Raw genomic sequence first — 20,242 nt, forward strand, 5'->3', positions numbered from 1 at the left:
TTCGCCGCATTCGCGGTGAGGTTCGTCCTGTGCGCAGGACGTGGAATCCCCATGGGGTTCCGTCGTTGGGGTTAAACCATGTCATTCCATCCCGGCACGCCGCTTGCGCGGCGTGCGCGCCGGCGCGCGCCCATGCTTTGGGCGGCGCTGCTGGTTGCGGGCGCGGCTCACGCGCAGCAACCGCCTTTTACGCTGGACGCCGCGCTGCAGTCCGCCACCGATCATTCCGCGTCGATGCAGGCCGCCCAGGCTTCGGTGCGCGCGAGCTCGGAGGCGGCCGTGAAGGCCGGCCAGCTGCCCGACCCGATGCTCAAGGCCGGCATCGACAACCTGCCGGTCAATGGCGGCCAGCGCTTCACCGTCGGCCAGGACTTCATGACGATGCGCCGGATCGGCATCGAGCAGGAGTGGGTGTCCGGCGACAAGCGGCGCCTGCGTTCGGCACTGGCCAACGAGCAGGTCGGGCGCGAGCGCGCCGGTTATCTCGCGCAGCTCGCGAGCGTACGCCAGCAAACCGCGACGGCGTGGCTGAACGCCGTCTACGCGAAGCAGGCGCTCGCGCTGCAGCAGGCGCTGCTCGATCACATGAACCATGAATTCGATGCGACGAAGGCGTCGTATCGCGGCGCGAAGGCGAGTGCCGCCGATGTCGTCCAGGCGCGGGCCATGCTCGCGCAGACGCAGGATCAATGGCTGAAAGCGCGGCAGGTCTACCAGACCGCGCTCATCGCGTTGTCGCGCTGGACCGCCGTGCCGGCGTCGGACGTCACGGGCACGCCGCCCGCGCCGGAGTCGTTCGTGTCGTCGCTGCCGCCGGACGAGCTGCGCGTATCGCAGCCGGCGCTGATCACGGCCGCCGACGATATCGCCGTCGCCGAAGCCGATACCGCCGTCGCGAACAGCGAACGCCGCCCGAACTGGACGTGGGAGGTTGCGTACCAGCAGCGCGGCGGCGCGTATTCGAACATGGTGTCCGTCGGCGTCACGATTCCGTTGCCGGTCAATCGCAGGAACCGCCAGAACCGCGATGTTGCCGAGAAGGCCGAACTGGCGACGAAGGCGCGCCTGATGTACGAGGACACGCTGCGCCAGGTGCAGGCCGATATCCGCACGCAGTCCGAAACGCTCGCGAGCGGCCGCGAACGCATCGCGAACCTGAGCGCATCGCTGTTGCCCGCCGCCGACCAGCGCGTGCAGCTGGCCAATGCCGCGTACCGGGCGGGCACAGGTTCACTCGCCGATACGTTCGCCGCGCGGCGCGCGCAGCTGGATGCGCAGTTGCAGGTGCTCGATCTCAGGCGCGACGTGTCGCAGACCTGGGCGCAGCTCGAATATCAGGTCGTGCCGTCGACGATGGCCGCCGCGCAGTGAAGGAGAACCTCATGAAAAAGCAATCACTGGCGCGCGCGGTGCTGTTGACCTTTGCCGCCGCGGCGCTGCTCGGCGCCGGTTACGTCGCGGGCATGCGCGATGCGGCGGGCGGCGCATCGATCGCATCGTCCGCATCGTCCGTAGCGCCCGGCGCCGCACCTGCAGGCAAGACCGACCCGAACACGGGCCGCAAGGTGCTGTACTGGCACGACCCGATGGTGCCGAACCAGCATTTCGACAAACCGGGCAAGTCGCCATTCATGGACATGCAGTTGCAGCCTGTCTATGCGGACGAGGGCGGCGGCGCGTCCGGTATCAGGATCGATCCGGGCCTGCAGCAGAATCTCGGCATCCGTTATGCGACGGTAAGACGCCAGCAGACGGCGGCCGGATTCGACGCGGTGGGCACCACGCAGTTCGACGAATCGCGCGCGGAGGTCGTCCAGTCGCGCGTCACCGGCTACATCGATCGCCTGTATGCACGCGCACCGATGCAGCGCATCGCGAAGGGCGCGCCGGTCGCATCGTTGTTCGTGCCTGACTGGCTCGCGCCGCAGGAGGAATACCTCGCACTCAAGCGCGGCGGGACGGACGGCAGCCTGCTCGATGCGTCGCGTGCACGGATGCGCGCGCTGTCGATTCCCGACGGCATGATCGCGAGCCTCGATCGCACCGGCCGCGCGCAGACGCACGTCGTGCTGAGCGCGCCGGAAACCGGCGTCGTCAGCGAGCTGAACGTGCGGGACGGCGCGATGGTCGTGCCCGGACAGACGCTGGCGAAGATTGCGGGGCTGTCGACGCTGTGGCTCATCGTCGAGGTGCCGGAAGCGCTTGCGTTGAACGTGCAGCCGGGGATGGCCGTCGACGCGACCTTCGCGGGCGACCCGGCGCGGCATTTCACCGGACGCATCCGCGAGGTGCTGCCCGGCATCAGCACGAGCAGCCGCACGCTGCAGGCGCGCGTGGAGATCGACAACGCCGCGCTGAAGCTCACGCCCGGCATGCTGATGCGCGTGCGGGTCGCCGGGAAGGCGAGTGTGTCGCGCCTGCTCGTGCCGTCCGAAGCGGTGATCGCGACGGGCAAGCGCACGATCGTCATCGTGAAGAACGGCGACGGCCGGCTCCAGCCGGTGCAGGTGACCACCGGCAACGACATCGGCGGCGACACGGAAGTGCTCGGCGGGTTGAACGAAGGCGATACGGTCGTTGCATCGGGGCAGTTCCTGATCGATTCGGAGGCGAGCCTGAAGGGCGTGTTGCCGAAGCTGGAGAGCGGCAGCAGCGCAAGCGGGGCGGCGGTGACTTCCGAGCCGGCGCCGAAAGCGGCGGCACCGATCTACGAAACCATCGGGAAGGTCGAACAGGTCACGGCCGACGACATCACGTTCTCGCACCAGCCCGTGCCGGCGCTCGGCTGGGGCGCGATGACGATGACGTTCGGCAAGCCGTCGGCCACCGCGTTCCCTGGCGTGAAGCCGGGCCAGACGGTGCGCTTCGCGTTCACGCAAAGCGACGACAGCTACCGGCTGACGAAGGTCGAGCCGCAGGGAGGCGAACGATGATCGCGCGCATCATTCGCTGGTCGGTCCACAACCGCTTCCTCGTGCTGCTCGCTACCGTGCTGATCGCCGCATGGGGCGTCCACTCGCTCCGGCAAACGCCGCTCGATGCGCTGCCCGACCTGTCGGACACGCAGGTGATCGTGAAGGCGTCGTATCCGGGCAAGGCACCGCAGATCGTCGAGGACCAGGTGACTTATCCGTTGACGACCACGCTGCTCGGCGTGCCCGGTGCGAAAACCGTCCGCGCGTACTCGTCGTTCGGCGACGCGTTCGTCTACGTGCTGTTCGACGACCGCACCGATCCGTACTGGGCGCGCTCGCGCGTGCTCGAATACCTGAGCCAGGTGCAGAGCCGGCTGCCGGCCGGCGCGACCGTGTCGCTCGGCCCGGATGCGACCGGCGTCGGCTGGGTGTACGAGTACGCGCTCGTCGATCGCACCGGCCGTCACGATCCCGGGCAACTGCGCGCGCTCAACGACTGGTTCCTGAAGTTCGAGCTGAAGGCCGTGCCGGACGTCTCGGAAGTCGCGAGCATCGGCGGCATGGTGCAGCAGTATCAGGTCGTGCTCGATCCGGACAGGCTGCGCGCCTACGGCATCACGCAGGCGGAAATCGCGAATGCGCTCGGCAACGCGAACCAGGCGTCCGGCGGCTCGGTCGTCGAGCTGGCCGAGTCGGAGTACATGGTGCGCTCGACCGGCTACCTGCGCACGCTCGACGATTTCCGGCACGTGGTGCTGCGCACGAACGACGCCGGCACGCCGGTGCTGCTCGGCGACGTCGCGCGCATCCAGGTCGGCCCCGCGATGCGGCGCGGGATCGCGGAGCTGAACGGGCAGGGCGAGGTGACGGGCGGCGTCGTCGTGATGCGCTCGGGCAAGAACGCGCTGACGACGATCGACGCGGTGAAGGCGAAGCTGGCCGACCTGAAGCGTTCGCTGCCGCCCGGCGTCGAGATCGTCACGACCTACGATCGCTCGCAACTGATCGAGCGCGCGGTGGGCAACCTGAAGGACAAGCTGATCGAGGAGTTCATCATCGTCGGCATCGTCTGCGCGGTGTTCCTGTTCCATCTGCGCAGCGCGTTCGTCGCGATCCTGTCGCTGCCGCTCGGCGTGCTGGCCGCGTTCATCGTGATGCGCTACCAGGGCGTCAACGCGAACCTGATGTCGCTCGGCGGGATCGCGATCGCGATCGGCGCGATGATCGACGCGGCGATCGTGATGATCGAGAACGCGCACAAGCATCTCGAGGCGTACGACCACGCGCATCCCGGCGAACCGGTCACGGCCGCGCGACGATGGGAACTCGTCGCGACGTCGGCCGCGGAGGTCGGGCCCGCGCTGTTCTTCTCGCTGCTGATCATCACGTTGTCGTTCATCCCGGTGTTTTCGCTGGAAGGGCAGGAAGGCAAGCTGTTCGCGCCGCTGGCGTTCACGAAGACCTACACGATCGCCGCCGCCGCCGGGCTGTCGGTGACGCTGGTGCCGGTGCTGATGGGCTATCTCGTGCGCGGCCGCATTCCGCACGAGCACGCGAACCCGATCAACCGCGTGCTGATCCGCGTGTACCGGCCGCTGCTCGACGCGACGCTCCGGCGGCCGTGGGTCGCGATCGGCGTCGCGGTCGTCGCGCTCGGACTGACGGCCGTACCGTTGTCGCGGCTCGGCGGCGAATTCATGCCGCCGCTCGACGAAGGCGACCTGCTGTACATGCCGACCGCGCTGCCGGGCATCTCCGCCGACAAGGCGAGCGAGCTGCTGCAGCAGACCGACCGGCTGATCAAGACCGTGCCCGAGGTCGACACGGTGTTCGGCAAGTCGGGCCGCGCCGATACCGCGACCGATCCCGCGCCGCTCGAGATGTTCGAAACGACGATCCGCTTCAAGCCGCGCAGCGCATGGCGGCCCGGCATGACGCCGGAGAAGCTCGTCGACGAACTCGACCGCACGGTGAAGGTGCCGGGCCTGTCGAACGTATGGGTGCCGCCGATCCGCAACCGGCTCGACATGCTGTCCACCGGCATCAAGACGCCGGTTGGCGTGAAGATTTCCGGGCCGGACCTGGCCGGGATCGACGCGGTCGCGAAGCAGGTCGAGGCCGCGGTGAAGCGCGTGCCGGGCGTGACGTCCGCGCTTGCGGAACGGCTGAACGGCGGCCGCTATATCGACGTCGATATCGACCGGCTTGCCGCCGCGCGATACGGATTGTCGGTGGCCGACATCCAGTCGGTGGTGTCGTCGGCGGTCGGTGGCGACGATGTCGGCGAAGTGATCGCAGGCCGCGAGCGCTTTCCGATCAACCTCCGCTACCCGCGCGAGGTGCGCGATTCGGTCGAGAACCTGCGGCAGCTGCCGGTCGTCACCGCGCGCGGCGCGCAGATCCGCCTCGGCGATGTCGCGCGCATCGCGATCGCCGACGGGCCGCCGATGATCCGCAGCGAGAACGCGCGACTCTCCGGCTACGTGTACGTCGACATCCGCGGCACCGATCTGCAGCGCGCCGTGCGCGCGATGCAGCAGGCCGTCGCGCAACAGGTCGCGTTGCCGCCCGGCTATTCGATCGCGTGGTCGGGGCAGTTCGAGTATCTCGAACGCGCGGCGGCCAGGCTGCGCACCGTCGTGCCGGTCACGCTCGTGGTGATCTTCGTGCTGCTGTTTCTCACGTTCGGCTCGGCGGCCGATGCGCTGCTGCTGATGTCGACGGTGCCGTTCGCGCTGGTCGGCGGCTTCTGGCTCGTGTGGGCGCTCGGCCATGCGGTGTCCGTCGCGACGTCGGTGGGTTTCATCGCGCTCGCGGGCGTGGCCGCCGAATTCGGCGTCGTGATGCTGCTGTACCTGAAGGGCGCGCTGCAGCGCCGGCTCGATGCCGGCGAACCGCTGACCGACGCGCTGCTGCTCGACGCGATCCGCGAAGGCGCGGTGCTGCGCGTGCGGCCGAAGGCGATGACGGTCGCCGTCGTGCTCGCCGGCCTCGTGCCGATCATGGTCGGCCACGGTGCCGGCTCCGAAGTGATGCAGCGCATCGCCGCGCCGATGGTCGGCGGCATGGTCACGGCGCCGCTGCTGTCGATGTTCGTCATTCCCGCCGCCTGGCTCCTGCTGCAGCGCCGTCATGCGCGAAGCACGAGCCGCGTGCGGCATTCCGATGCAGTACCTCACGGCACGAACGTGCCATCCATCCCAACCGGAGAATCACGATGAAGAAGTGGATCACTGTCACCACCACCGCAGCCGTTCTCGCGAGCGGCGCTTTCACCGCGCCCGCCTTCGCCGCCGGCGACATGGCCGGCATGGACATGTCGGCCATGAAGATGTCGTCGGGCGGTGCGGCCGAGTCGAACGCCGCGCTGACCGATGCCGAAGTGAAGAAGGTCGATGCCGCGAGCGGCCGGATCACGCTGAAGCACGGCGCGCTCGACAACGTCGGGATGCCGCCGATGACGATGGCGTTCAAGGCGAAGGACGCGGCGATGCTCGAGCACGCGCATGCGGGCGACAAGGTCAAGGTGCGGATCGAGAAGGTCGACGGCACGCTGACGATCGTCAAGCTCGTGAAGGCGTCCTGACCTGACGGCACGCCGGTGCCTCGCCCGCCCGTGAACCGGGCGGTGGCCGCACCGGCGCCGCATATATCGGGCCGGATGCGGCTCGCGCGGCGGCGTTCGACGATGCGCGGCGGGTCGGGGGCAGCCCGGTTATGCCGTTCGACAGGGAATCGGCACCCTTATTTCAACAATTCTTGAAATATGGAAATGAAGGCGCTATCCTTCGCGCCATGGACTCCAATCTCGTCGTGCGCGCCCTGGGCGCGCTTGCTCATGAAGCGCGCCTGGCCATCTTTCGCGCGCTGGTCGTCGCCGGGCCGCAAGGGCTGCCGGCCGGTGCGATCGCCCAGCAGATCGGGCTGTCGCCATCGAGCCTGTCGTTCCATCTGAAGGATTTGTCGCATGCGGAGCTGGTCACCGCGCGTCAGGACGGCCGGTTCATCTATTACGCGGCGAACTTCGAATCGATGAGCGGCCTCATCGGGTTCCTGACCGAAAACTGCTGCGCCGGCGCTGCGTGCGGCGTGCCGGCGGCGCCGGCCTGCTGCGGGGATCGCACATGAGCGGCTCGCACGCGGCCCCGTCGCAAGCCGCGGCGGCCAGGCCCGCCATCGGATTTTTCGAACGCTACCTGACCGTCTGGGTGGCGCTGTGCATCGTGCTCGGCATCGCGCTGGGCCTGGCACTGCCGGGGCTCTTTCAGCGCATCGGCCGCCTGGAATACGCGCAGGTCAACCTGCCCGTCGGGTTGTTGATCTGGGTGATGATCGTGCCGATGCTCGTCAAGGTCGACTTCGGCGCGTTGCATGAGGTTCGCCAGCACGTGCGGGGGATCGGCGTCACGCTCGTCGTGAACTGGCTCGTCAAGCCGTTTTCGATGGCCTTGCTCGGCTGGCTGTTCATCCGGCAGCTGTTCGCGCCGATGCTGCCGGCCGACCAGATCGACAGTTATATCGCCGGCCTGATCCTGCTGGCCGCCGCGCCGTGCACGGCGATGGTGTTCGTGTGGAGCCGGCTGACCGGCGGCGATCCGCTGTTCACGCTGTCGCAGGTCGCGCTGAACGACAGCATCATGGTGATCGCTTTCGCACCGCTCGTCGGCCTGCTGCTGGGGATGTCCGCCATCACGGTGCCATGGGCGACGCTGCTCACGTCGGTCGTGCTCTACATCGTCATCCCGGTGATCCTCGCGCAAGCGTGGCGCAGGCTGTTGCTCGCCAGGGGGCAGGCGGCGTTCGACCGCGCGATGGCGAAGATCGGCCCCTGGTCCATCGCCGCGCTGCTGGCCACGCTGGTGCTGCTGTTCGCGTTCCAGGGCGAGGCGATCCTGAAGCAGCCGCTGGTGATCGCGCTGCTCGCGGTGCCGATCCTGATCCAGGTGTTCTTCAACGCAGCGCTCGCCTATGGGCTCAATCGCATCGTCGGCGAGAAACACAGCATCGCGTGCCCGTCGGCGCTGATCGGCGCGTCCAACTTTTTCGAGCTGGCCGTGGCGGCGGCCATCAGCCTGTTCGGCTTCCACTCGGGCGCGGCGCTCGCGACCGTCGTCGGCGTGCTCATCGAGGTGCCGGTCATGCTGCTCGTCGTGCGCGTCGTCAACCGTTCGAAGGGCTGGTACGAGCGCAAGTGAAATCAATCAGGATTCCGGAAATGACCGACATCACGATCTATCACAACCCCGATTGCGGCACGTCGCGCAACACGCTGGCGATGATACGCAACAGCGGCGTCGAACCGCGCGTCGTGCTGTACCTCGACACGCCGCCCGGTAAAGAGGCGTTGCGCGCGCTGATCGCGGCGATGGGCATCCCCGTTCGCGACGTGCTGCGTCGCAAGGGCACACCGTATGACGCGCTCGATCTCGACAATCCGAAATGGAGCGACGACGATCTGATCGGCTTCATGGTCGCGCATCCGCTCCTGATCAATCGCCCGATCGTCGTCACCCCGCTCGGCACGCGGCTGTGCCGCCCGTCCGAACAGGTGCTCGATATCCTGCCCGATCCGCAGAACGGGCCGTTTGCGAAGGAAGACGGCGAAATCGTGATCGATGCGGAGGGCAAGCGTGTCTGACCGCCTGAACGATCTGCCGCAACTCGACGCCGCGCTGTTTCGCGTGCCGGACGCGAGCCTGCTGCAACCCGCGCGCCCGTCGACGCATCCGCCACGCATCGTGCTGCTCTACGGGTCGTTGCGCGCGCGTTCGTTCAGCCGGCTGCTGGTCGAGGAGGCGGCGCGGCTGCTGACGGCCATGGGCGCCGATGTCAGGATCTTCAATCCGGCCGGATTGCCGTTGCCCGACGATGCACCCGAGCATCACCCGAAGGTGGCGGAGTTGCGCGAGCTCGTGCAATGGTCGGAGGGCATGGTGTGGTGCTCCCCCGAGCGGCACGGCGCGATGACCGGCGTGATGAAAGCGCAGATCGACTGGATTCCGCTGTCGGTCGGCGCGGTACGGCCGACGCAGGGCAAGACGCTGGCGGTCATGCAGGTCAGCGGCGGATCGCAATCGTTCAACGCGGTCAACCAGATGCGGGTGCTCGGACGCTGGATGCGCATGCTGACCATTCCGAACCAGTCGTCCGTCGCGAAGGCGTTCATGGAGTTCGGCGACGATGACAGGATGAAGCCCTCCGCTTATTTCGACCGGGTCGTCGACGTCATGGAGGAACTGGTCAAGTTCACGCTGCTCACGCGCGACGTCGGCGCGTACCTGACGGACCGGTACAGCGAGCGCAAGGAAAGCGCCGAACAGCTGTCGCAGCGTGTGAACCAGGAGCGCATCTGACACGCTTGCAGGCACGCGGCGCGGCGGTGCATCGTTCGCACCGCGGCAGCGTGCCCGTGCCGCGTGAGCCGGGTTACCGGGCCAGTGTCAGGAACAGATAGGCTGCGTAACCCGCGCCGTTCGCCAGCAACGCCCAGATCGCGAGCCCGTGCGTGCGCGCATTGACGCGCAGCCATGCGGCCGCCGCGAGCGTGACGATCACGCCGGTCAGCACTTCGAGGCGCGGCTCCCACGGCGTCAGCATGATGCCGATCGCCGGCAGCAGCGTGCCCTGGAACACCATCGCGCCGGTGATGTTGCCGAACGCGAGCGTGTCCTTCCCGCGGCGGATCCACAGCACGCTGTTGACCTTCTCGGGCAGCTCCGTCGCGATCGGCACGATGATCAGCGACAGCAGCAGAGCCGAGACGCCGAGCACGTGCGACACGCCTTCCACGCCGTGAATGAAACCCTTCGCCCCGCCGACCAGCAGCGCGACGCCGATGAGCAACTGCAGCGCGATGGTTGCCAGGTTGGTCGGCAAGCCCACGCGCGACAGGAACATCTTGTGCGGCGCCTCGGTGCCATGCCCGGCATCGACGAGCTGGTTCGACGCACGGAACGTCATCACGACATACATCACGTAGATCCCGACCAGCATCGCGGCGAGCAGCGCGCGCACGGCGCTGTTGTGATGCGGGACGAACATCGCGGCGGTGGCCAGCGAGAACGCGGCGAGGAAGTAGTTCAGGTCGCGCACGAAACCCGTCCGTTCGGGCGTGATCGTGCCGCGCGGCCCGCGCGAGCGGATCACCGCGAGCGTCATCAGGAACGTGGTGAGCGTGGCGAGCATCAGCGGCGCGCCGAGGATCGCGCCGACACCGATCTCCTCGTTCACGGCCGGGTTTGCCGTGCCGCCGGCGAGCGCGAGCAGCGGCACCATCGTTTCGGGCAGCGCGGTGCCGACGGCGGCGAACAGTGAACCGGTGACGCCTTCGGAAATCTTCAGGCGTTCGCCGAGATGTTCGAGCGCATTGGTGAAGACCTCGGCGGCGACGAGGATGACGATCAGCATGACCGCCAGTTCGACGAACATGAACGTCATGCGGCACCTCCGCAGGCATGCGTACGGACGGCGGTGAAACGCGGGGAGAGGGCGGCGGGGAACATGGGGACTCCGTGGTCGGACGTTGACGAACCATGGCACATCCGCCGACGTCCGACCAGGAACGACGCGATGTGCCGATGGTCTCGCCAGGCCGATCAGGCTGAACGCGCCACGGCCGCAGGCCGAGTGTGTTGACGCGTTCGCTTTCCGGAGACGGAAAGCAGGCTACTCCCCAAAGACGAAGGGCAGTCTAGCCGAGCGGGTTGCTTTCGACAAGCATTCATTTCGTACGGCATTGTCGGGTCGGTGGGTATGGGGAGACGCTGAATGACTGGGCACGCAATGACCTGGCCGATGTGATGTGTCGATCGCGGGGCCGACGGAAGTGGTCACAAAAGAGGCGAAAGTGCTCGTTGTCAAAGACGAGGTTGACCGTCCGGCAGAACCCGTCGCTGCAGTACACGCGCATCTCGTCGGTGACGTGCTGCAAATGCCCTTTGAGGGCCGGCAGGCTAACCATGCCGGAGCGACTGGCATGGACCGACAATCTGCGGCGGTATCGATGGGCGGTTGGTGACCATCTTCGTGTGATCGGGGGGCGATTTCGTCGAGGACGTTCGTGGCGGGATGCGGGACACATACCACTGCGGCCCGTCGACGCGAATCTGTTCACTCCGCGCGCCCGGCCCCCGTGGAGGCTGACACGGTCGCCTTATTGGCAGACGAGGGGGCTGCGGAACTCGAGGACGCGATGTTGAGCCGTGTGGCGACGAAACCTTCTGTAACAGTCGTGCCGTCGGAAGACTGCCCGTACCGTTATGTCCTACATAGGTTCGGCTGGATCTGACAAGTTGTCTTCGTTATCGACGTTGGAAATGCCGGGGTTTTGATTACGCTGAGACCGGTTCTTTCGCGAATCGTCATTCAAGCGCTATGCCCGACGTCAAAAAAGTCCCGTATTGCCAGCTGAAGGCGACCGCCGTCATTCTCAAAGCGGTTTCGACCGTTGTCGTCACATGCCTGGTTGTCGCCATTGCATGGATGTTCTTGCCAGTGGACGTCAGGAATGCGATCGTGCTTTTCTCGCTCAAGCATGCGAAGAGCACGATCTTCGCCATCACGTCGATCATCTTCGTGCTCTACTTCTACCGGCTTGTCAGAAATATCGGCCATTTCAGCAGAACGAGGCGCGCAGGACTGGCGATCGTCACGCTGGGCTTCCTGGCATTCTTCTATCTCGTCAGCGTTCGCGGGATCACGACCGACGAAACCGACTGCCAGCGATACAACTACAACGCGAAACTGAACGGCGGCATCAAGCAGGTCGATGGCACAACCTATATCGTCAACATCTGCGGAAGTGGCCTCCGCGGCAACGTCCTCTTTGCTGACCAAAACGAACAGATCAAAATCGTCGTGGCCGATGAGCACGGATCGACACTTGCTACCCGGCTGTTTTTCGTCTTCTGGGGCGGCCGGCCTGGAAACGATCCGATCGAGATCCACGACGGCAAGCTGATCTACTTCGACGCATCGGATGCGTACGACAGCACGCGGACGATCTCGATGCCGCCGACCACGATAGATTGGGTCGCGGCGAGAATTCCGATTTCGCTGCGCTGATCCGGGGGCTGAAACCCGTCGCAGTCCCTGTGCCACGCGACGGCCCGAGCCACGTATGCCCGATCGTGTCGGTCGAGACTACCGATGCAGCGCGTGACGTGCGATTCGACGATGTTTCCGATGTGATCGCTGAAGTGATGGCGCCTGCGAAGGCGGCCTGATTGTGGCCGTGAAATCGCCGTGCGTCGAGCCGTGTGTGTTCGCCGGCAATCATCGTGCTCATGGTGCCATCGGCGTCGATGCGCCGACGACCAGACTTCCCGCGCCGAGAAACAGCCTTGACGCTTCGCATCTAGCCGAGCGGATACCTTTCGACAAGCCTTCATCCCAAAAAAATATACCCCTCTCCCCTATACGGGAACCCTTCCGGATATATACTCCCCCTCCCTATCCAGGAGCCCGTCGTCGATGAGCCATACCGTTCGTGAAAAACAGAAGCTGCTGAACCGCGTGCGCCGGATCAAGGGCCAGGTCGAGGCCATCGAGCGCGCGCTCGGGGAGGAGCGCGGCTGCAACGAGGTCCTGCAATTGATCACGAGTTGTCGCGGCGCGATGAACGGGCTGCTGGCCGTCGTGCTGGAAGACCACATTCGCGAGCATCTGGTCGATGCGCACGAACCTGACGCACACGAAGGCAGCGCGACCGAGCAGCTGATCGATGTGGTGCACAGCTATTTCAAGTAATCGAGGCAGGACATGAACGCTTTCCAGGATGACGCATTCGGCGCCGGGCACGACCATATCTTTCTCGGTGCGGCGCACGAGCAGAACGAACGCAGGACGTGGATGGTCATCGGCCTGTGCTCGGCAATGATGGTGGCCGAGATCGTCGGCGGCACGCTGTTCGGGTCGCTCGCGCTCGTCGCCGACGGGTTGCACATGTCGACGCACGCTGGCGCGATGCTGATCGCCGCGCTGGCCTATACCTATGCGCGCAGGCATGCGGACGATCCGCGCTTCGTGTTCGGCACCGGCAAGCTGGGCGATCTGGCCGGGTTCACGAGCGCGATCGTGCTCGCGATGATCGCGATCCTGATCGGCTACGAGGCGGTTGCGCGTCTGCTCGCGCCCGTGCCCATTCACTTCGGCGAAGCGATTCCTATTGCCGTGCTGGGGCTCGCGGTGAACCTCGCCAGCGCGTGGCTGCTGAGCGGCGGCCATCACCACGGGCATGGCCATGGGCACGGTCATCATCATGGGCACGACCACGACCACGACCACGACCATGATCACGACGATGACCCTCATGCGCATCGCGATCACGGTTCGCACACGGCGGCCCATCGCGACCACAACATCCGGTCGGCCTACGTTCACGTGATCGCCGACGCGGCCGTGTCGGTGCTGGCCATCGTCGGCCTGCTGCTCGCACGTGCATTCGGCTGGGTCTGGATGGACCCTGTCGCGGGCATTGTCGGCGCGCTCGTGATCGCGAACTGGTCGTACGGGCTGATGCGCGATACCGGCGGCGTCCTGCTCGACGTCAACGTCGATCGCAAGCTGGCGGCGCGCATACGTGATGCGATCGAGGCGCTGGGCGACACGGTCAACGATCTTCACGTGTGGCGTGTCGGGCCGGGACACATGAGTGCGATCGTGTCGGTCGAGACCGTCGAGACGGTGCGCGACGCGCGTTTCTACCATGCGCTGATCGAGGGTTTCGACGGCGTGTCGCACGTGACCGTCGAAGTGATGACGCCTGCGAAGGCGGCCTGACCGTGGCCGTGAAATCACCCTGCATCGAACTGTGCGCGTTCGACGGCCGGACGGGCTTTTGTGTCGGCTGCCTGCGCACGCGCGACGAGGCGCGTGACTGGAAGAAGCTGACCGACCATCGCCGGCACCAGATACTGAACGACCGCAATCGCCGCCAGACGAAAATCCGGCGCGAACCGGCGGAGTGAAGGGGCGTCGTCGTCGTGCTTCGCCTGGTGGCGCGCCGGCCGTCATGCCGATGCGACACGCGCGGGAAACGCCTTACCCTTCGACGCCGCGCGGAAAATGAAGCGCAAACGTCGTGCGCCCGTCACGGCTTGCGACCTCGACCTTGCCGCGATGCAGCTCCATGATCGATTTCACGATCGCGAGCCCGAGGCCCGCGTTGCGCGCCGCGCCGTGCCGTGACGAATCGATGCGGTAGAAGCGCTCGAAGATCCGTTCGACCTGTTCGGGCGGAATTGCGGCACCGCGATTGGTGACTTCGACGACCGCATACCCGCCTTGCGTGGACACCGCCAGCTCGATCGTCGACCCGGCTTGCGCGTGTTCGAGCGCGTTCGACGCGAGATTGCTGACGGCGCGCCGGAACAGCGTCGCATCGGCGACGACGGTCGCTTCGCCTTGCACGTCGATGCGCACGCCGGCTTCATCGGCAAGCGCCTGGAAATACGACGCGAGCCGGCGCAACTCGCCGCCCGCGTCAAGTTCGGTGGTCTTCAGGTGCTGGCGCGCATTGTCGGTGCGCGCGAGAAACAGCATGTTCTCGATCATCCGCTGCAGCCGTTCGCATTCCTCGATGTTCGAATCGATCAGCGCTTCGTATTCCTCGGTCGTGCGCGCGCGCGACAGCGTGACCTGCGACGAACTGATCACGTTGGCGAGCGGCGTGCGCATGTCGTGCGCGAGATCGGACGAGAACTGGGAGAGCCGCACGAACGCGCGTTCGAGGCGATCGAGCATCCGGTTGACCGACGTCGCGAGTTCACGCAGCTCGACCGGGCCGCCACGCGCGTCGAGCCGCGCGTTCAGGTTGTGCGCCTCGATGCGCGACGTCTGCCGGCCGAGGCTCTCGACCGGGCGCAGGCCGCGCGACGCGACCGCGTAACCGAGCGCGCCGACCAGCAGCGCGCCCGCGGCCGCCGCGAGCCAGATGTCGACGCGATAGCTTTCGAGCAACGACTGGCGATCGGTCGCCGTGCGTGCAAGCGCAACCTGGATCGCATCGCCGGACGGCAGCGTGGCGCGCGCATACACGCAGCGCGACGTGCCGATGCCGGGCGGCGCGCACGTGAACGGCGTGCCGGTTGCGCTGGCCGGATGAGGCGCGGCGATCACCGACGCCAGCGTGTGGCCGGCTTTGTCGGAATGCTCGACGAGCGCGCGGTTCCGCGCGTCGTAGATGCCGAGATAGACGCCCGGATGCGACAGCAGCACTTCATGAAACACGGCCGGATCGGCGCGCAGCGCGGCAGCCGAACCGCTCGCGTGCGCAAGCTGCAGGAACTGGTTGAGCTTGCCGGAGATCTCGATGTCGTCGCGCCGCGTCAGCTCGGCGGACAGCGAGCGATACAGGTACGCGCCGGTCAGCGCGAACACGAGCGCGGCGACGACGGCGAACGCCAGCGTCAGGCGCCGCAGCAGCGAATACGAGGCCGGGCTGCTGCGCGTCACGAACGATCCTCGAGCACGTAGCCCATCCCGCGGATCGTGTGGATCAGCTTCTTCTCATGGGCGTTGTCGATCTTCGCGCGCAGGCGCTTGATCGCGGCATCGACGACGTTCGTGTCGCTGTCGAAATTCATGTCCCAGATCTGCGACGTGATGAAGGTGCGCGTCAGCACTTCGCCTTCGCGTTCGGCGAGCAACTGCAGCAGCGCGAATTCCTGCGCGGTCAGGTCGATGCGCGTGTCGGCGCGCCGCACGCGGCGGCGGATCAGGTCGACTTCGAGATCGGCGACATGCAGGATGTCGCGCACGTTGCGCGGCGCGCGTCGCAGCAGCGAGCGGATGCGCGCGAGAAACTCGGCATACGCGAACGGCTTGAGCAGGTAGTCGTCGGCGCCCAGCTCGAGCCCGGCGACCTTGTCCTCGATCGCCTCGCGCGCCGTGAGCAGCAGCACCGGCGTCTGCTTCTGCGCGCGCAGGCGCCGGAGCACCTCGAAGCCATCCATTTCCGGCAGCATCACGTCGAGCACGACGAGATCGAAATCCTCGTGCAGCGCAAGGAACAGCCCGTCCTTGCCGGTTTCCGCAATGTCGACCGTGTAACTCGCCTCCATCAGCCCTTTCCGGAGGTACGACGCCATCTTGGGTTCGTCTTCGACTATCAGTATCCGCATGGTGAGGCAGGCTGTCCGTGATTCCAGCCGGTCAGTGTAACGCGTGAGCATAGGGCGCCGAGCGTGCGCGAAGGATGACCGCCGGATGACGGAATGGTCATGAAGCGCTTGCGCCGCGTCGCCCGCGTTTCATGAAAATCCGGTCATGTTTCGGCCATGTCGTCGTCACCGCGACGGCGCTAAGCTGCGGCGGTCTTGTCCCCCGGCACGCGCTGTCACGGCGTCGCGCCGGCCCATCCGGTCGTTGCCTGCCTGATTCCGCATCCATGTCGTACTGGCGCAAATTCCTCGTCGTCGTGCTGCTGGCGCTGAGCCTGCCGATCCAGTCGTTCGCGACTGTTTCGATGCAGTGCGAACGCGTTGCCATAGCGCCGATGGAAGCGGCGTCGCACACGATGCCGGCCGCGCAGGACGGCCATCACGATGCCGACAGCCACGCCCGGCATGCGCCGGCGTGTTCCGCGTGCGTGTCCTGCTGCGTCGGCGCCGGCATGTCGGGCGCGCCCGCCGTCCCCGCCGCGGCCGGCGTTCGCGCGGCGATCGTCTCGCCACCGCCCGCGGCCGGGGTCGTGTCGTTCCTGACCGGCGGCATCGACAGGCCGCCGCGCCGGCTTCTCGTCTAGACCATGCCCGCGGCCCAGACCGGCCGTGCTCCGCAATCCGCTCCGGCGGCGGCATCGCGTCCGCCGCACGACACACGACGAGACCCATTCATGCGATTGATTACTGCGGCGCTGCTTGGCGCGGCGGCCATCGTGCCGTCGCTCGCGCCTGCGCACACCCCGCTGCCCGATCCGGCGGACGCCGCCGCGGCGGTGCCCGACGTCACTGTGACGTCCGCATTCGACGGCTACCGGCCGTATCGGGACGACGAAGGCCCGGGCTGGAAACAGCTGAACCGCGACGTGACGGAACGGCCCGCGAAGGGGCGCACGACCGGTCGTGCGGCTGGCGGCGCTACCCGTTCGATGCACGAGGAGGCCGCGCGATGACGATGCTGTCGATCTCGCCGAGGATCGGCGCGGCCGCGCTGGCCTTCCTCGCCGGCTGCACGACGTTTTCGAAGGACGGCGGTTTCGACGCGGTGACGTCCGTCGCGTCGGAACGCATCGGCAAGGACGCGGTCGTGGTCAGGACCGACGCCGACCGTGAAGCCGTCGACACGCGCACGAAGGAACTGCTCGCCAGGCCGCTGTCGATCGACGATGCGGTGCAGGTCGCGCTGCTGAACAACCGCGGCCTGCAGGCGTCGTACGCGGAACTGGGGCTGTCGGAGGCCGATCTCGTCCAGGCCGGCCGGCTGCCGAACCCGCGTTTCGCGTTCAGCCGCACCCGCGCCGGCGACGGCGAGCTGACGCTCGGCCGCACGTTCTCGGCGAACGTGTTCGCGCTGCTGACCCTGCCGCTCGCGACGAACATCGAACGCCGCCGCTTCGAGCAGACCAAGCTCGACACCGCCGACGCGATGCTGAAGGTGGCCGCCGACGCGCGCCGCGCGTATGTCGAGGCCGTCGCGGCCGAGCAGGCCGCGAACTATGCAGGGCAGGTGCGCGATGCCGCGAGTGCGGCCGCCGAACTGGCGCAGCGCATGCGGCAGGCCGGCAACTTTAGCCGCCTCGATTACGCGCGGGAACAGGCGTTCCACGCCGATGCGGTCGCGCAGCACGCGAAGGCGCGCCAGCAGGCCGTGGCCGCGCGCGAGAAGCTCACGCGCGCGATGGGGCTGTGGGGCGAACGCACGCGATACGCGTTGCCCGAGCGCCTGCCCGACCTGCCGAAAGCGCGGCCGGACCTGCCCGATCTCGAACGTTTCGCGATGAGCAACCGCCTCGACATCCAGGCCGCGAAGCTGCAGACGCAGGGTGTCGCGTCGTCGCTCGGCCTGAGCAAGGCCACGCGCTTCGTCAATGCGGTGGATCTCGGCTACGTGAACGACTACGAGACCGGCAAGGGTCACGAGCACGGCTTCGAGATCAGCGTCGAGATTCCGCTGTTCGACTGGGGCGGCGCGAAGGTCGCGCGGGCCGAGGCCATCTACATGCAGTCGGCGAACCGGCTCGCGAAAACGGCCATCGACGCGCGTTCCGAAGTGCGCGAATCGTATGCGGCCTACGTGACGAGCTACGACGTCGCCACCCACTATCGCGACGAAGTCGTGCCGCTGCGCAAGACGATCTCGGACGAGCTGCTGCTGCGCTACAACGGGATGCTCGCGAGCGTGTTCGAGCTGCTGGCCGATGCACGCGAACAGGTCGGCGCGGTGAACGGCTACATCGATGCGCTGAAGGACTACTGGCTCGCCGAAACCGATCTGCAGATGGCCGTCGGGGGCCGGCTGCCGACGCCGGGCGACGTGCCGCGTCCGACGCCATCTGCCCGGCCGGAACCCGCTTCCAGCGCCGACGCTGCGCCGCAGCCGGCTTCCACCCCCGCGGCGCAACCGGCGCCCGCGACGCAAACGCATCCTGAAGGTCATTGACATGGTGTCCCGTCGACAATTTCTCAGCCACTCGGGCGCCGCACTGCTCGGTGCGGCGATGGTCAGCAAGGCCGGCGCTGCGTCGTTGCCCGAAGCGCCCACGATGACGAAAACCGGCACGCAGCCGCCGCTCGTGCCGCCGAACGGCCGGCCGTACACGCCCGTCGCGACGCTGAACGGCTGGACGCTGCCGTGGCGGATGAAGAACGGCTGGAAGGAGTTCCACCTGACGGCCGAGCCCGTCGTGCGCGAGATGGCGCCCGGCATGAACGCGAACCTGTGGGGTTACAACGGCCAGTCGCCCGGCCCGACGATCGAGGCCGTCGAAGGCGACAATGTGCGCATCTTCGTGACCAACCGGCTGCCGGAGCACACGACGATCCACTGGCACGGGCTGCGGCTGCCGAACGGGATGGACGGCGTCGGCGGCCTCACGCAGCCGCATATCCCGCCCGGCAAGACCTTCGTCTACGAGTTCCAGCTCGAGGCGCACGGCACGTTCATGTATCACCCGCACGCCGACGAGATGGTGCAGATGGCGATGGGGATGATGGGCATGTTCATCGTGCACCCGAAGGATCGCGGCACGATGCCGGTCGATCGCGACTTCGTGTTCCTGCTCGCCGCGTACGACATCGATCCGGGCAGCTACACGCCGCGCGTGAACGAGATGACCGACTTCAACATGTGGACCTTCAACTCGCGCGTGTTCCCGGGCATCGATCCGCTGCCGGTGCGCGCGGGCGACCGCGTGCGGATTCGTTTCGGCAACCTGACGATGACGAATCATCCGATCCACCTGCACGGCTACAGCTTCGAAGTCGCGGGCACCGACGGCGGCTGGATTCCGCCGGCGGCGCGCTGGCCGGAAGTGACGGCCGATGTCGCGGTGGGGCAGATGCGCGCGATCGAGTTCACCGCCGATCGCCCGGGCGACTGGGCGTTCCATTGCCACAAGTCGCATCACACGATGAATGCGATGGGCCACCAGGTGCCGAATTTGATCGGCGTGCCGCAGAGGGATCTCGCGAAGCGCATCGGCAAGCTCGTGCCCGACTACATGGCGATGGGCAGCACGGGCGGCGCGATGGGCGGCATGGAGATGCCGTTGCCCGACAACACGCTGCCGATGATGACGGGCACGGGCCCGTTCGGGCCGCTGGAGATGGGCGGCATGTTCACGGTCTGCAAGGTGCGGCAGGGCCTCGGCCGCAACGACTATCGCGATCCGGGCTGGTTCAGGCATCCGAAGGGCACCGTCGCGTACGAGTACACCGGCGAACTGCCGGACGGTTGAGCAGCAGCATGCGGCGGCCGTACCGATGCGGCCGCCGGTTTCCATTCACTCACACGGGAGTCGACATGATGAAGCAGGGACTGGTTTTGATGGCAACGGGTTGGGCGTTGGCGTTTTCCACCGCGTCGTACGCGGCAGGCGACATGGCCGGCATGGACATGAGCGGTGGCGCGAAGCAGGAAGCCGCGGCAAAGCGGAGCATGTCGCATGGCGAAATCCGCAAGGTCGACATGGCTGCGGGCAGGCTGACGATCAAGCACGGCCCGCTCGAGAACCTCGGGATGGATGCGATGACGATGGTGTTCAAGGTGAAGGACCCGGCGATGCTGTCGCAGGTGAAGGCGGGCGACAAGATCGACTTCGTCGCGGAAGACGTGAACGGCGCGCTGACCGTCGTCGAGCTGAAGAAGCCGTGATGCGAGGCATGAAC

General features: G+C 66.9%; 20 protein-coding genes and 1 riboswitch. Of the genes, 17 read left to right on the forward strand and 3 right to left on the reverse strand.

Going from position 1 to position 20,242, the window contains the following annotated elements; all coding sequences use genetic code 11:
- Window positions 1-78 precede the first annotated feature (78 nt).
- The 8 genes from FOZ70_RS09695 to arsH all read left to right on the forward strand — a co-directional run bounded on the left by FOZ70_RS09695 (window position 79) and on the right by arsH (window position 9,268).
- Complete coding sequence (locus FOZ70_RS09695; RefSeq protein WP_219705683.1) at window positions 79-1,371, forward strand: TolC family protein; 1,293 nt, start codon at window positions 79-81, stop codon at window positions 1,369-1,371.
- Window positions 1,372-1,382: 11 nt separating this feature from the next.
- Window positions 1,383-2,933, forward strand: coding sequence for an efflux RND transporter periplasmic adaptor subunit (locus FOZ70_RS09700; protein WP_219705684.1), 1,551 nt, complete (start codon window positions 1,383-1,385; stop codon window positions 2,931-2,933).
- Window positions 2,930-6,136, forward strand: coding sequence for an efflux RND transporter permease subunit (locus tag FOZ70_RS09705; protein WP_219705686.1), 3,207 nt, complete (start codon window positions 2,930-2,932; stop codon window positions 6,134-6,136). Before FOZ70_RS09700 ends, FOZ70_RS09705 begins: the two co-directional genes overlap by 4 nt.
- Window positions 6,133-6,501 carry a copper-binding protein gene (locus tag FOZ70_RS09710; RefSeq protein ID WP_219705688.1) on the forward strand — a complete coding sequence of 123 codons (369 nt, stop codon included), beginning with the start codon at window positions 6,133-6,135 and terminating at the stop codon, window positions 6,499-6,501. The genes FOZ70_RS09705 and FOZ70_RS09710 overlap by 4 nt, the downstream gene beginning before the upstream one ends.
- Window positions 6,502-6,710: 209 nt before the next feature.
- Window positions 6,711-7,043, forward strand: a complete 333-nt coding sequence (locus FOZ70_RS09715; RefSeq protein ID WP_042975389.1) for a metalloregulator ArsR/SmtB family transcription factor — start codon at window positions 6,711-6,713, stop codon at window positions 7,041-7,043.
- Entirely contained in the window at window positions 7,040-8,110 is a 1,071-nt protein-coding gene (gene arsB / locus FOZ70_RS09720; RefSeq protein ID WP_021159990.1) for an ACR3 family arsenite efflux transporter, read from the forward strand. Before FOZ70_RS09715 ends, arsB begins: the two co-directional genes overlap by 4 nt.
- 20 nt (window positions 8,111-8,130) lie before the next feature.
- Window positions 8,131-8,553, forward strand: a complete 423-nt coding sequence (gene arsC / locus FOZ70_RS09725) for an arsenate reductase (glutaredoxin) (protein ID WP_059589254.1) — start codon at window positions 8,131-8,133, stop codon at window positions 8,551-8,553.
- A complete protein-coding gene (gene arsH, locus FOZ70_RS09730) occupies window positions 8,531-9,268 on the forward strand; it encodes an arsenical resistance protein ArsH (protein WP_081065068.1) in 738 nt (245 codons plus the stop codon). The genes arsC and arsH overlap by 23 nt, the downstream gene beginning before the upstream one ends.
- A gap of 73 nt (window positions 9,269-9,341) precedes the next feature.
- Here the strand turns inward: arsH and FOZ70_RS09735 are convergent, their stop codons facing one another.
- A complete protein-coding gene (locus tag FOZ70_RS09735) occupies window positions 9,342-10,352 on the reverse strand; it encodes a sodium:calcium antiporter (protein WP_104765711.1) in 1,011 nt (336 codons plus the stop codon).
- 114 nt (window positions 10,353-10,466) lie between these two features.
- A riboswitch (yybP-ykoY riboswitch) is annotated at window positions 10,467-10,601 on the reverse strand.
- A gap of 687 nt (window positions 10,602-11,288) precedes the next feature.
- On the opposite strand from FOZ70_RS09735, the gene FOZ70_RS09740 reads away from it, so the two are divergent.
- The 4 genes from FOZ70_RS09740 to FOZ70_RS09755 all read left to right on the forward strand — a co-directional run bounded on the left by FOZ70_RS09740 (window position 11,289) and on the right by FOZ70_RS09755 (window position 13,882).
- Window positions 11,289-11,978 (forward strand): hypothetical protein, encoded by a 690-nt coding sequence (locus tag FOZ70_RS09740; RefSeq protein WP_219705690.1) that lies wholly within the window; start codon window positions 11,289-11,291, stop codon window positions 11,976-11,978.
- A 408-nt stretch (window positions 11,979-12,386) separates the two neighbouring features.
- Complete coding sequence (locus FOZ70_RS09745) at window positions 12,387-12,662, forward strand: metal/formaldehyde-sensitive transcriptional repressor (RefSeq protein WP_021159994.1); 276 nt, start codon at window positions 12,387-12,389, stop codon at window positions 12,660-12,662.
- Between the two features lie 12 nt (window positions 12,663-12,674).
- Entirely contained in the window at window positions 12,675-13,694 is a 1,020-nt protein-coding gene (gene dmeF, locus FOZ70_RS09750) for a CDF family Co(II)/Ni(II) efflux transporter DmeF (protein WP_219705695.1), read from the forward strand.
- Between the two features lie 2 nt (window positions 13,695-13,696).
- Window positions 13,697-13,882, forward strand: a complete 186-nt coding sequence (locus FOZ70_RS09755; RefSeq protein ID WP_081057961.1) for a DUF1289 domain-containing protein — start codon at window positions 13,697-13,699, stop codon at window positions 13,880-13,882.
- Between the two features lie 73 nt (window positions 13,883-13,955).
- On the opposite strand, the gene FOZ70_RS09760 is transcribed toward FOZ70_RS09755, so the two are convergent.
- Entirely contained in the window at window positions 13,956-15,368 is a 1,413-nt protein-coding gene (locus FOZ70_RS09760; protein ID WP_060305861.1) for a heavy metal sensor histidine kinase, read from the reverse strand.
- A complete protein-coding gene (locus FOZ70_RS09765) occupies window positions 15,365-16,036 on the reverse strand; it encodes a heavy metal response regulator transcription factor (RefSeq protein WP_027789830.1) in 672 nt (223 codons plus the stop codon). Before FOZ70_RS09765 ends, FOZ70_RS09760 begins: the two co-directional genes overlap by 4 nt.
- A 266-nt stretch (window positions 16,037-16,302) precedes the next feature.
- Here FOZ70_RS09765 and FOZ70_RS09770 point away from each other — a divergent pair, with 266 nt between their 5' ends.
- The 5 genes from FOZ70_RS09770 to FOZ70_RS09790 all read left to right on the forward strand — a co-directional run bounded on the left by FOZ70_RS09770 (window position 16,303) and on the right by FOZ70_RS09790 (window position 20,228).
- Window positions 16,303-16,659: a hypothetical protein gene (locus FOZ70_RS09770; protein WP_219705697.1), complete on the forward strand. Its 357-nt coding sequence runs from the start codon at window positions 16,303-16,305 to the stop codon at window positions 16,657-16,659.
- 90 nt (window positions 16,660-16,749) lie between these two features.
- The gene (locus FOZ70_RS09775) at window positions 16,750-17,028 is read left to right on the forward strand and encodes a hypothetical protein (RefSeq protein ID WP_104765714.1); all 279 of its coding nucleotides are present in this window, start codon (window positions 16,750-16,752) and stop codon (window positions 17,026-17,028) included.
- On the forward strand, window positions 17,025-18,515 hold the full coding sequence (locus FOZ70_RS09780; RefSeq protein ID WP_219705699.1) for a TolC family protein: 1,491 nt from the start codon (window positions 17,025-17,027) through the stop codon (window positions 18,513-18,515). Before FOZ70_RS09775 ends, FOZ70_RS09780 begins: the two co-directional genes overlap by 4 nt.
- A gap of 1 nt (window position 18,516) precedes the next feature.
- Window positions 18,517-19,812: a copper oxidase gene (locus FOZ70_RS09785; protein ID WP_219705701.1), complete on the forward strand. Its 1,296-nt coding sequence runs from the start codon at window positions 18,517-18,519 to the stop codon at window positions 19,810-19,812.
- A 68-nt stretch (window positions 19,813-19,880) separates the two neighbouring features.
- On the forward strand, window positions 19,881-20,228 hold the full coding sequence (locus FOZ70_RS09790; RefSeq protein WP_060160184.1) for a copper-binding protein: 348 nt from the start codon (window positions 19,881-19,883) through the stop codon (window positions 20,226-20,228).
- The last annotated feature ends 14 nt before the right edge of the window (window positions 20,229-20,242 follow it).

The organism is Burkholderia sp. COPS (genome assembly GCF_019425585.1).
Lineage (GTDB): Bacteria > Pseudomonadota > Gammaproteobacteria > Burkholderiales > Burkholderiaceae > Burkholderia > Burkholderia cepacia.

What these genes read in the sequence shown, in the direction of transcription:
- FOZ70_RS09695 (WP_219705683.1), top strand. Translation starts at nt 79, where the DNA reads ATGTCATTCCATCCCGGCACGCCGCTTGCGCGGCGTGCGCGCCGGCGC.
- FOZ70_RS09700 (WP_219705684.1), top strand. Translation starts at nt 1,383, where the DNA reads ATGAAAAAGCAATCACTGGCGCGCGCGGTGCTGTTGACCTTTGCCGCC.
- FOZ70_RS09705 (WP_219705686.1), top strand. Translation starts at nt 2,930, where the DNA reads ATGATCGCGCGCATCATTCGCTGGTCGGTCCACAACCGCTTCCTCGTG.
- FOZ70_RS09710 (WP_219705688.1), top strand. Translation starts at nt 6,133, where the DNA reads ATGAAGAAGTGGATCACTGTCACCACCACCGCAGCCGTTCTCGCGAGC.
- FOZ70_RS09715 (WP_042975389.1), top strand. Translation starts at nt 6,711, where the DNA reads ATGGACTCCAATCTCGTCGTGCGCGCCCTGGGCGCGCTTGCTCATGAA.
- arsB (WP_021159990.1), top strand. Translation starts at nt 7,040, where the DNA reads ATGAGCGGCTCGCACGCGGCCCCGTCGCAAGCCGCGGCGGCCAGGCCC.
- arsC (WP_059589254.1), top strand. Translation starts at nt 8,131, where the DNA reads ATGACCGACATCACGATCTATCACAACCCCGATTGCGGCACGTCGCGC.
- arsH (WP_081065068.1), top strand. Translation starts at nt 8,531, where the DNA reads ATGCGGAGGGCAAGCGTGTCTGACCGCCTGAACGATCTGCCGCAACTC.
- FOZ70_RS09735 (WP_104765711.1), bottom strand. Translation starts at nt 10,352, where the DNA reads ATGACGTTCATGTTCGTCGAACTGGCGGTCATGCTGATCGTCATCCTC.
- FOZ70_RS09740 (WP_219705690.1), top strand. Translation starts at nt 11,289, where the DNA reads ATGCCCGACGTCAAAAAAGTCCCGTATTGCCAGCTGAAGGCGACCGCC.
- FOZ70_RS09745 (WP_021159994.1), top strand. Translation starts at nt 12,387, where the DNA reads ATGAGCCATACCGTTCGTGAAAAACAGAAGCTGCTGAACCGCGTGCGC.
- dmeF (WP_219705695.1), top strand. Translation starts at nt 12,675, where the DNA reads ATGAACGCTTTCCAGGATGACGCATTCGGCGCCGGGCACGACCATATC.
- FOZ70_RS09765 (WP_027789830.1), bottom strand. Translation starts at nt 16,036, where the DNA reads ATGCGGATACTGATAGTCGAAGACGAACCCAAGATGGCGTCGTACCTC.
- FOZ70_RS09770 (WP_219705697.1), top strand. Translation starts at nt 16,303, where the DNA reads ATGTCGTACTGGCGCAAATTCCTCGTCGTCGTGCTGCTGGCGCTGAGC.
- FOZ70_RS09775 (WP_104765714.1), top strand. Translation starts at nt 16,750, where the DNA reads ATGCGATTGATTACTGCGGCGCTGCTTGGCGCGGCGGCCATCGTGCCG.
- FOZ70_RS09780 (WP_219705699.1), top strand. Translation starts at nt 17,025, where the DNA reads ATGACGATGCTGTCGATCTCGCCGAGGATCGGCGCGGCCGCGCTGGCC.
- FOZ70_RS09785 (WP_219705701.1), top strand. Translation starts at nt 18,517, where the DNA reads ATGGTGTCCCGTCGACAATTTCTCAGCCACTCGGGCGCCGCACTGCTC.
- FOZ70_RS09790 (WP_060160184.1), top strand. Translation starts at nt 19,881, where the DNA reads ATGAAGCAGGGACTGGTTTTGATGGCAACGGGTTGGGCGTTGGCGTTT.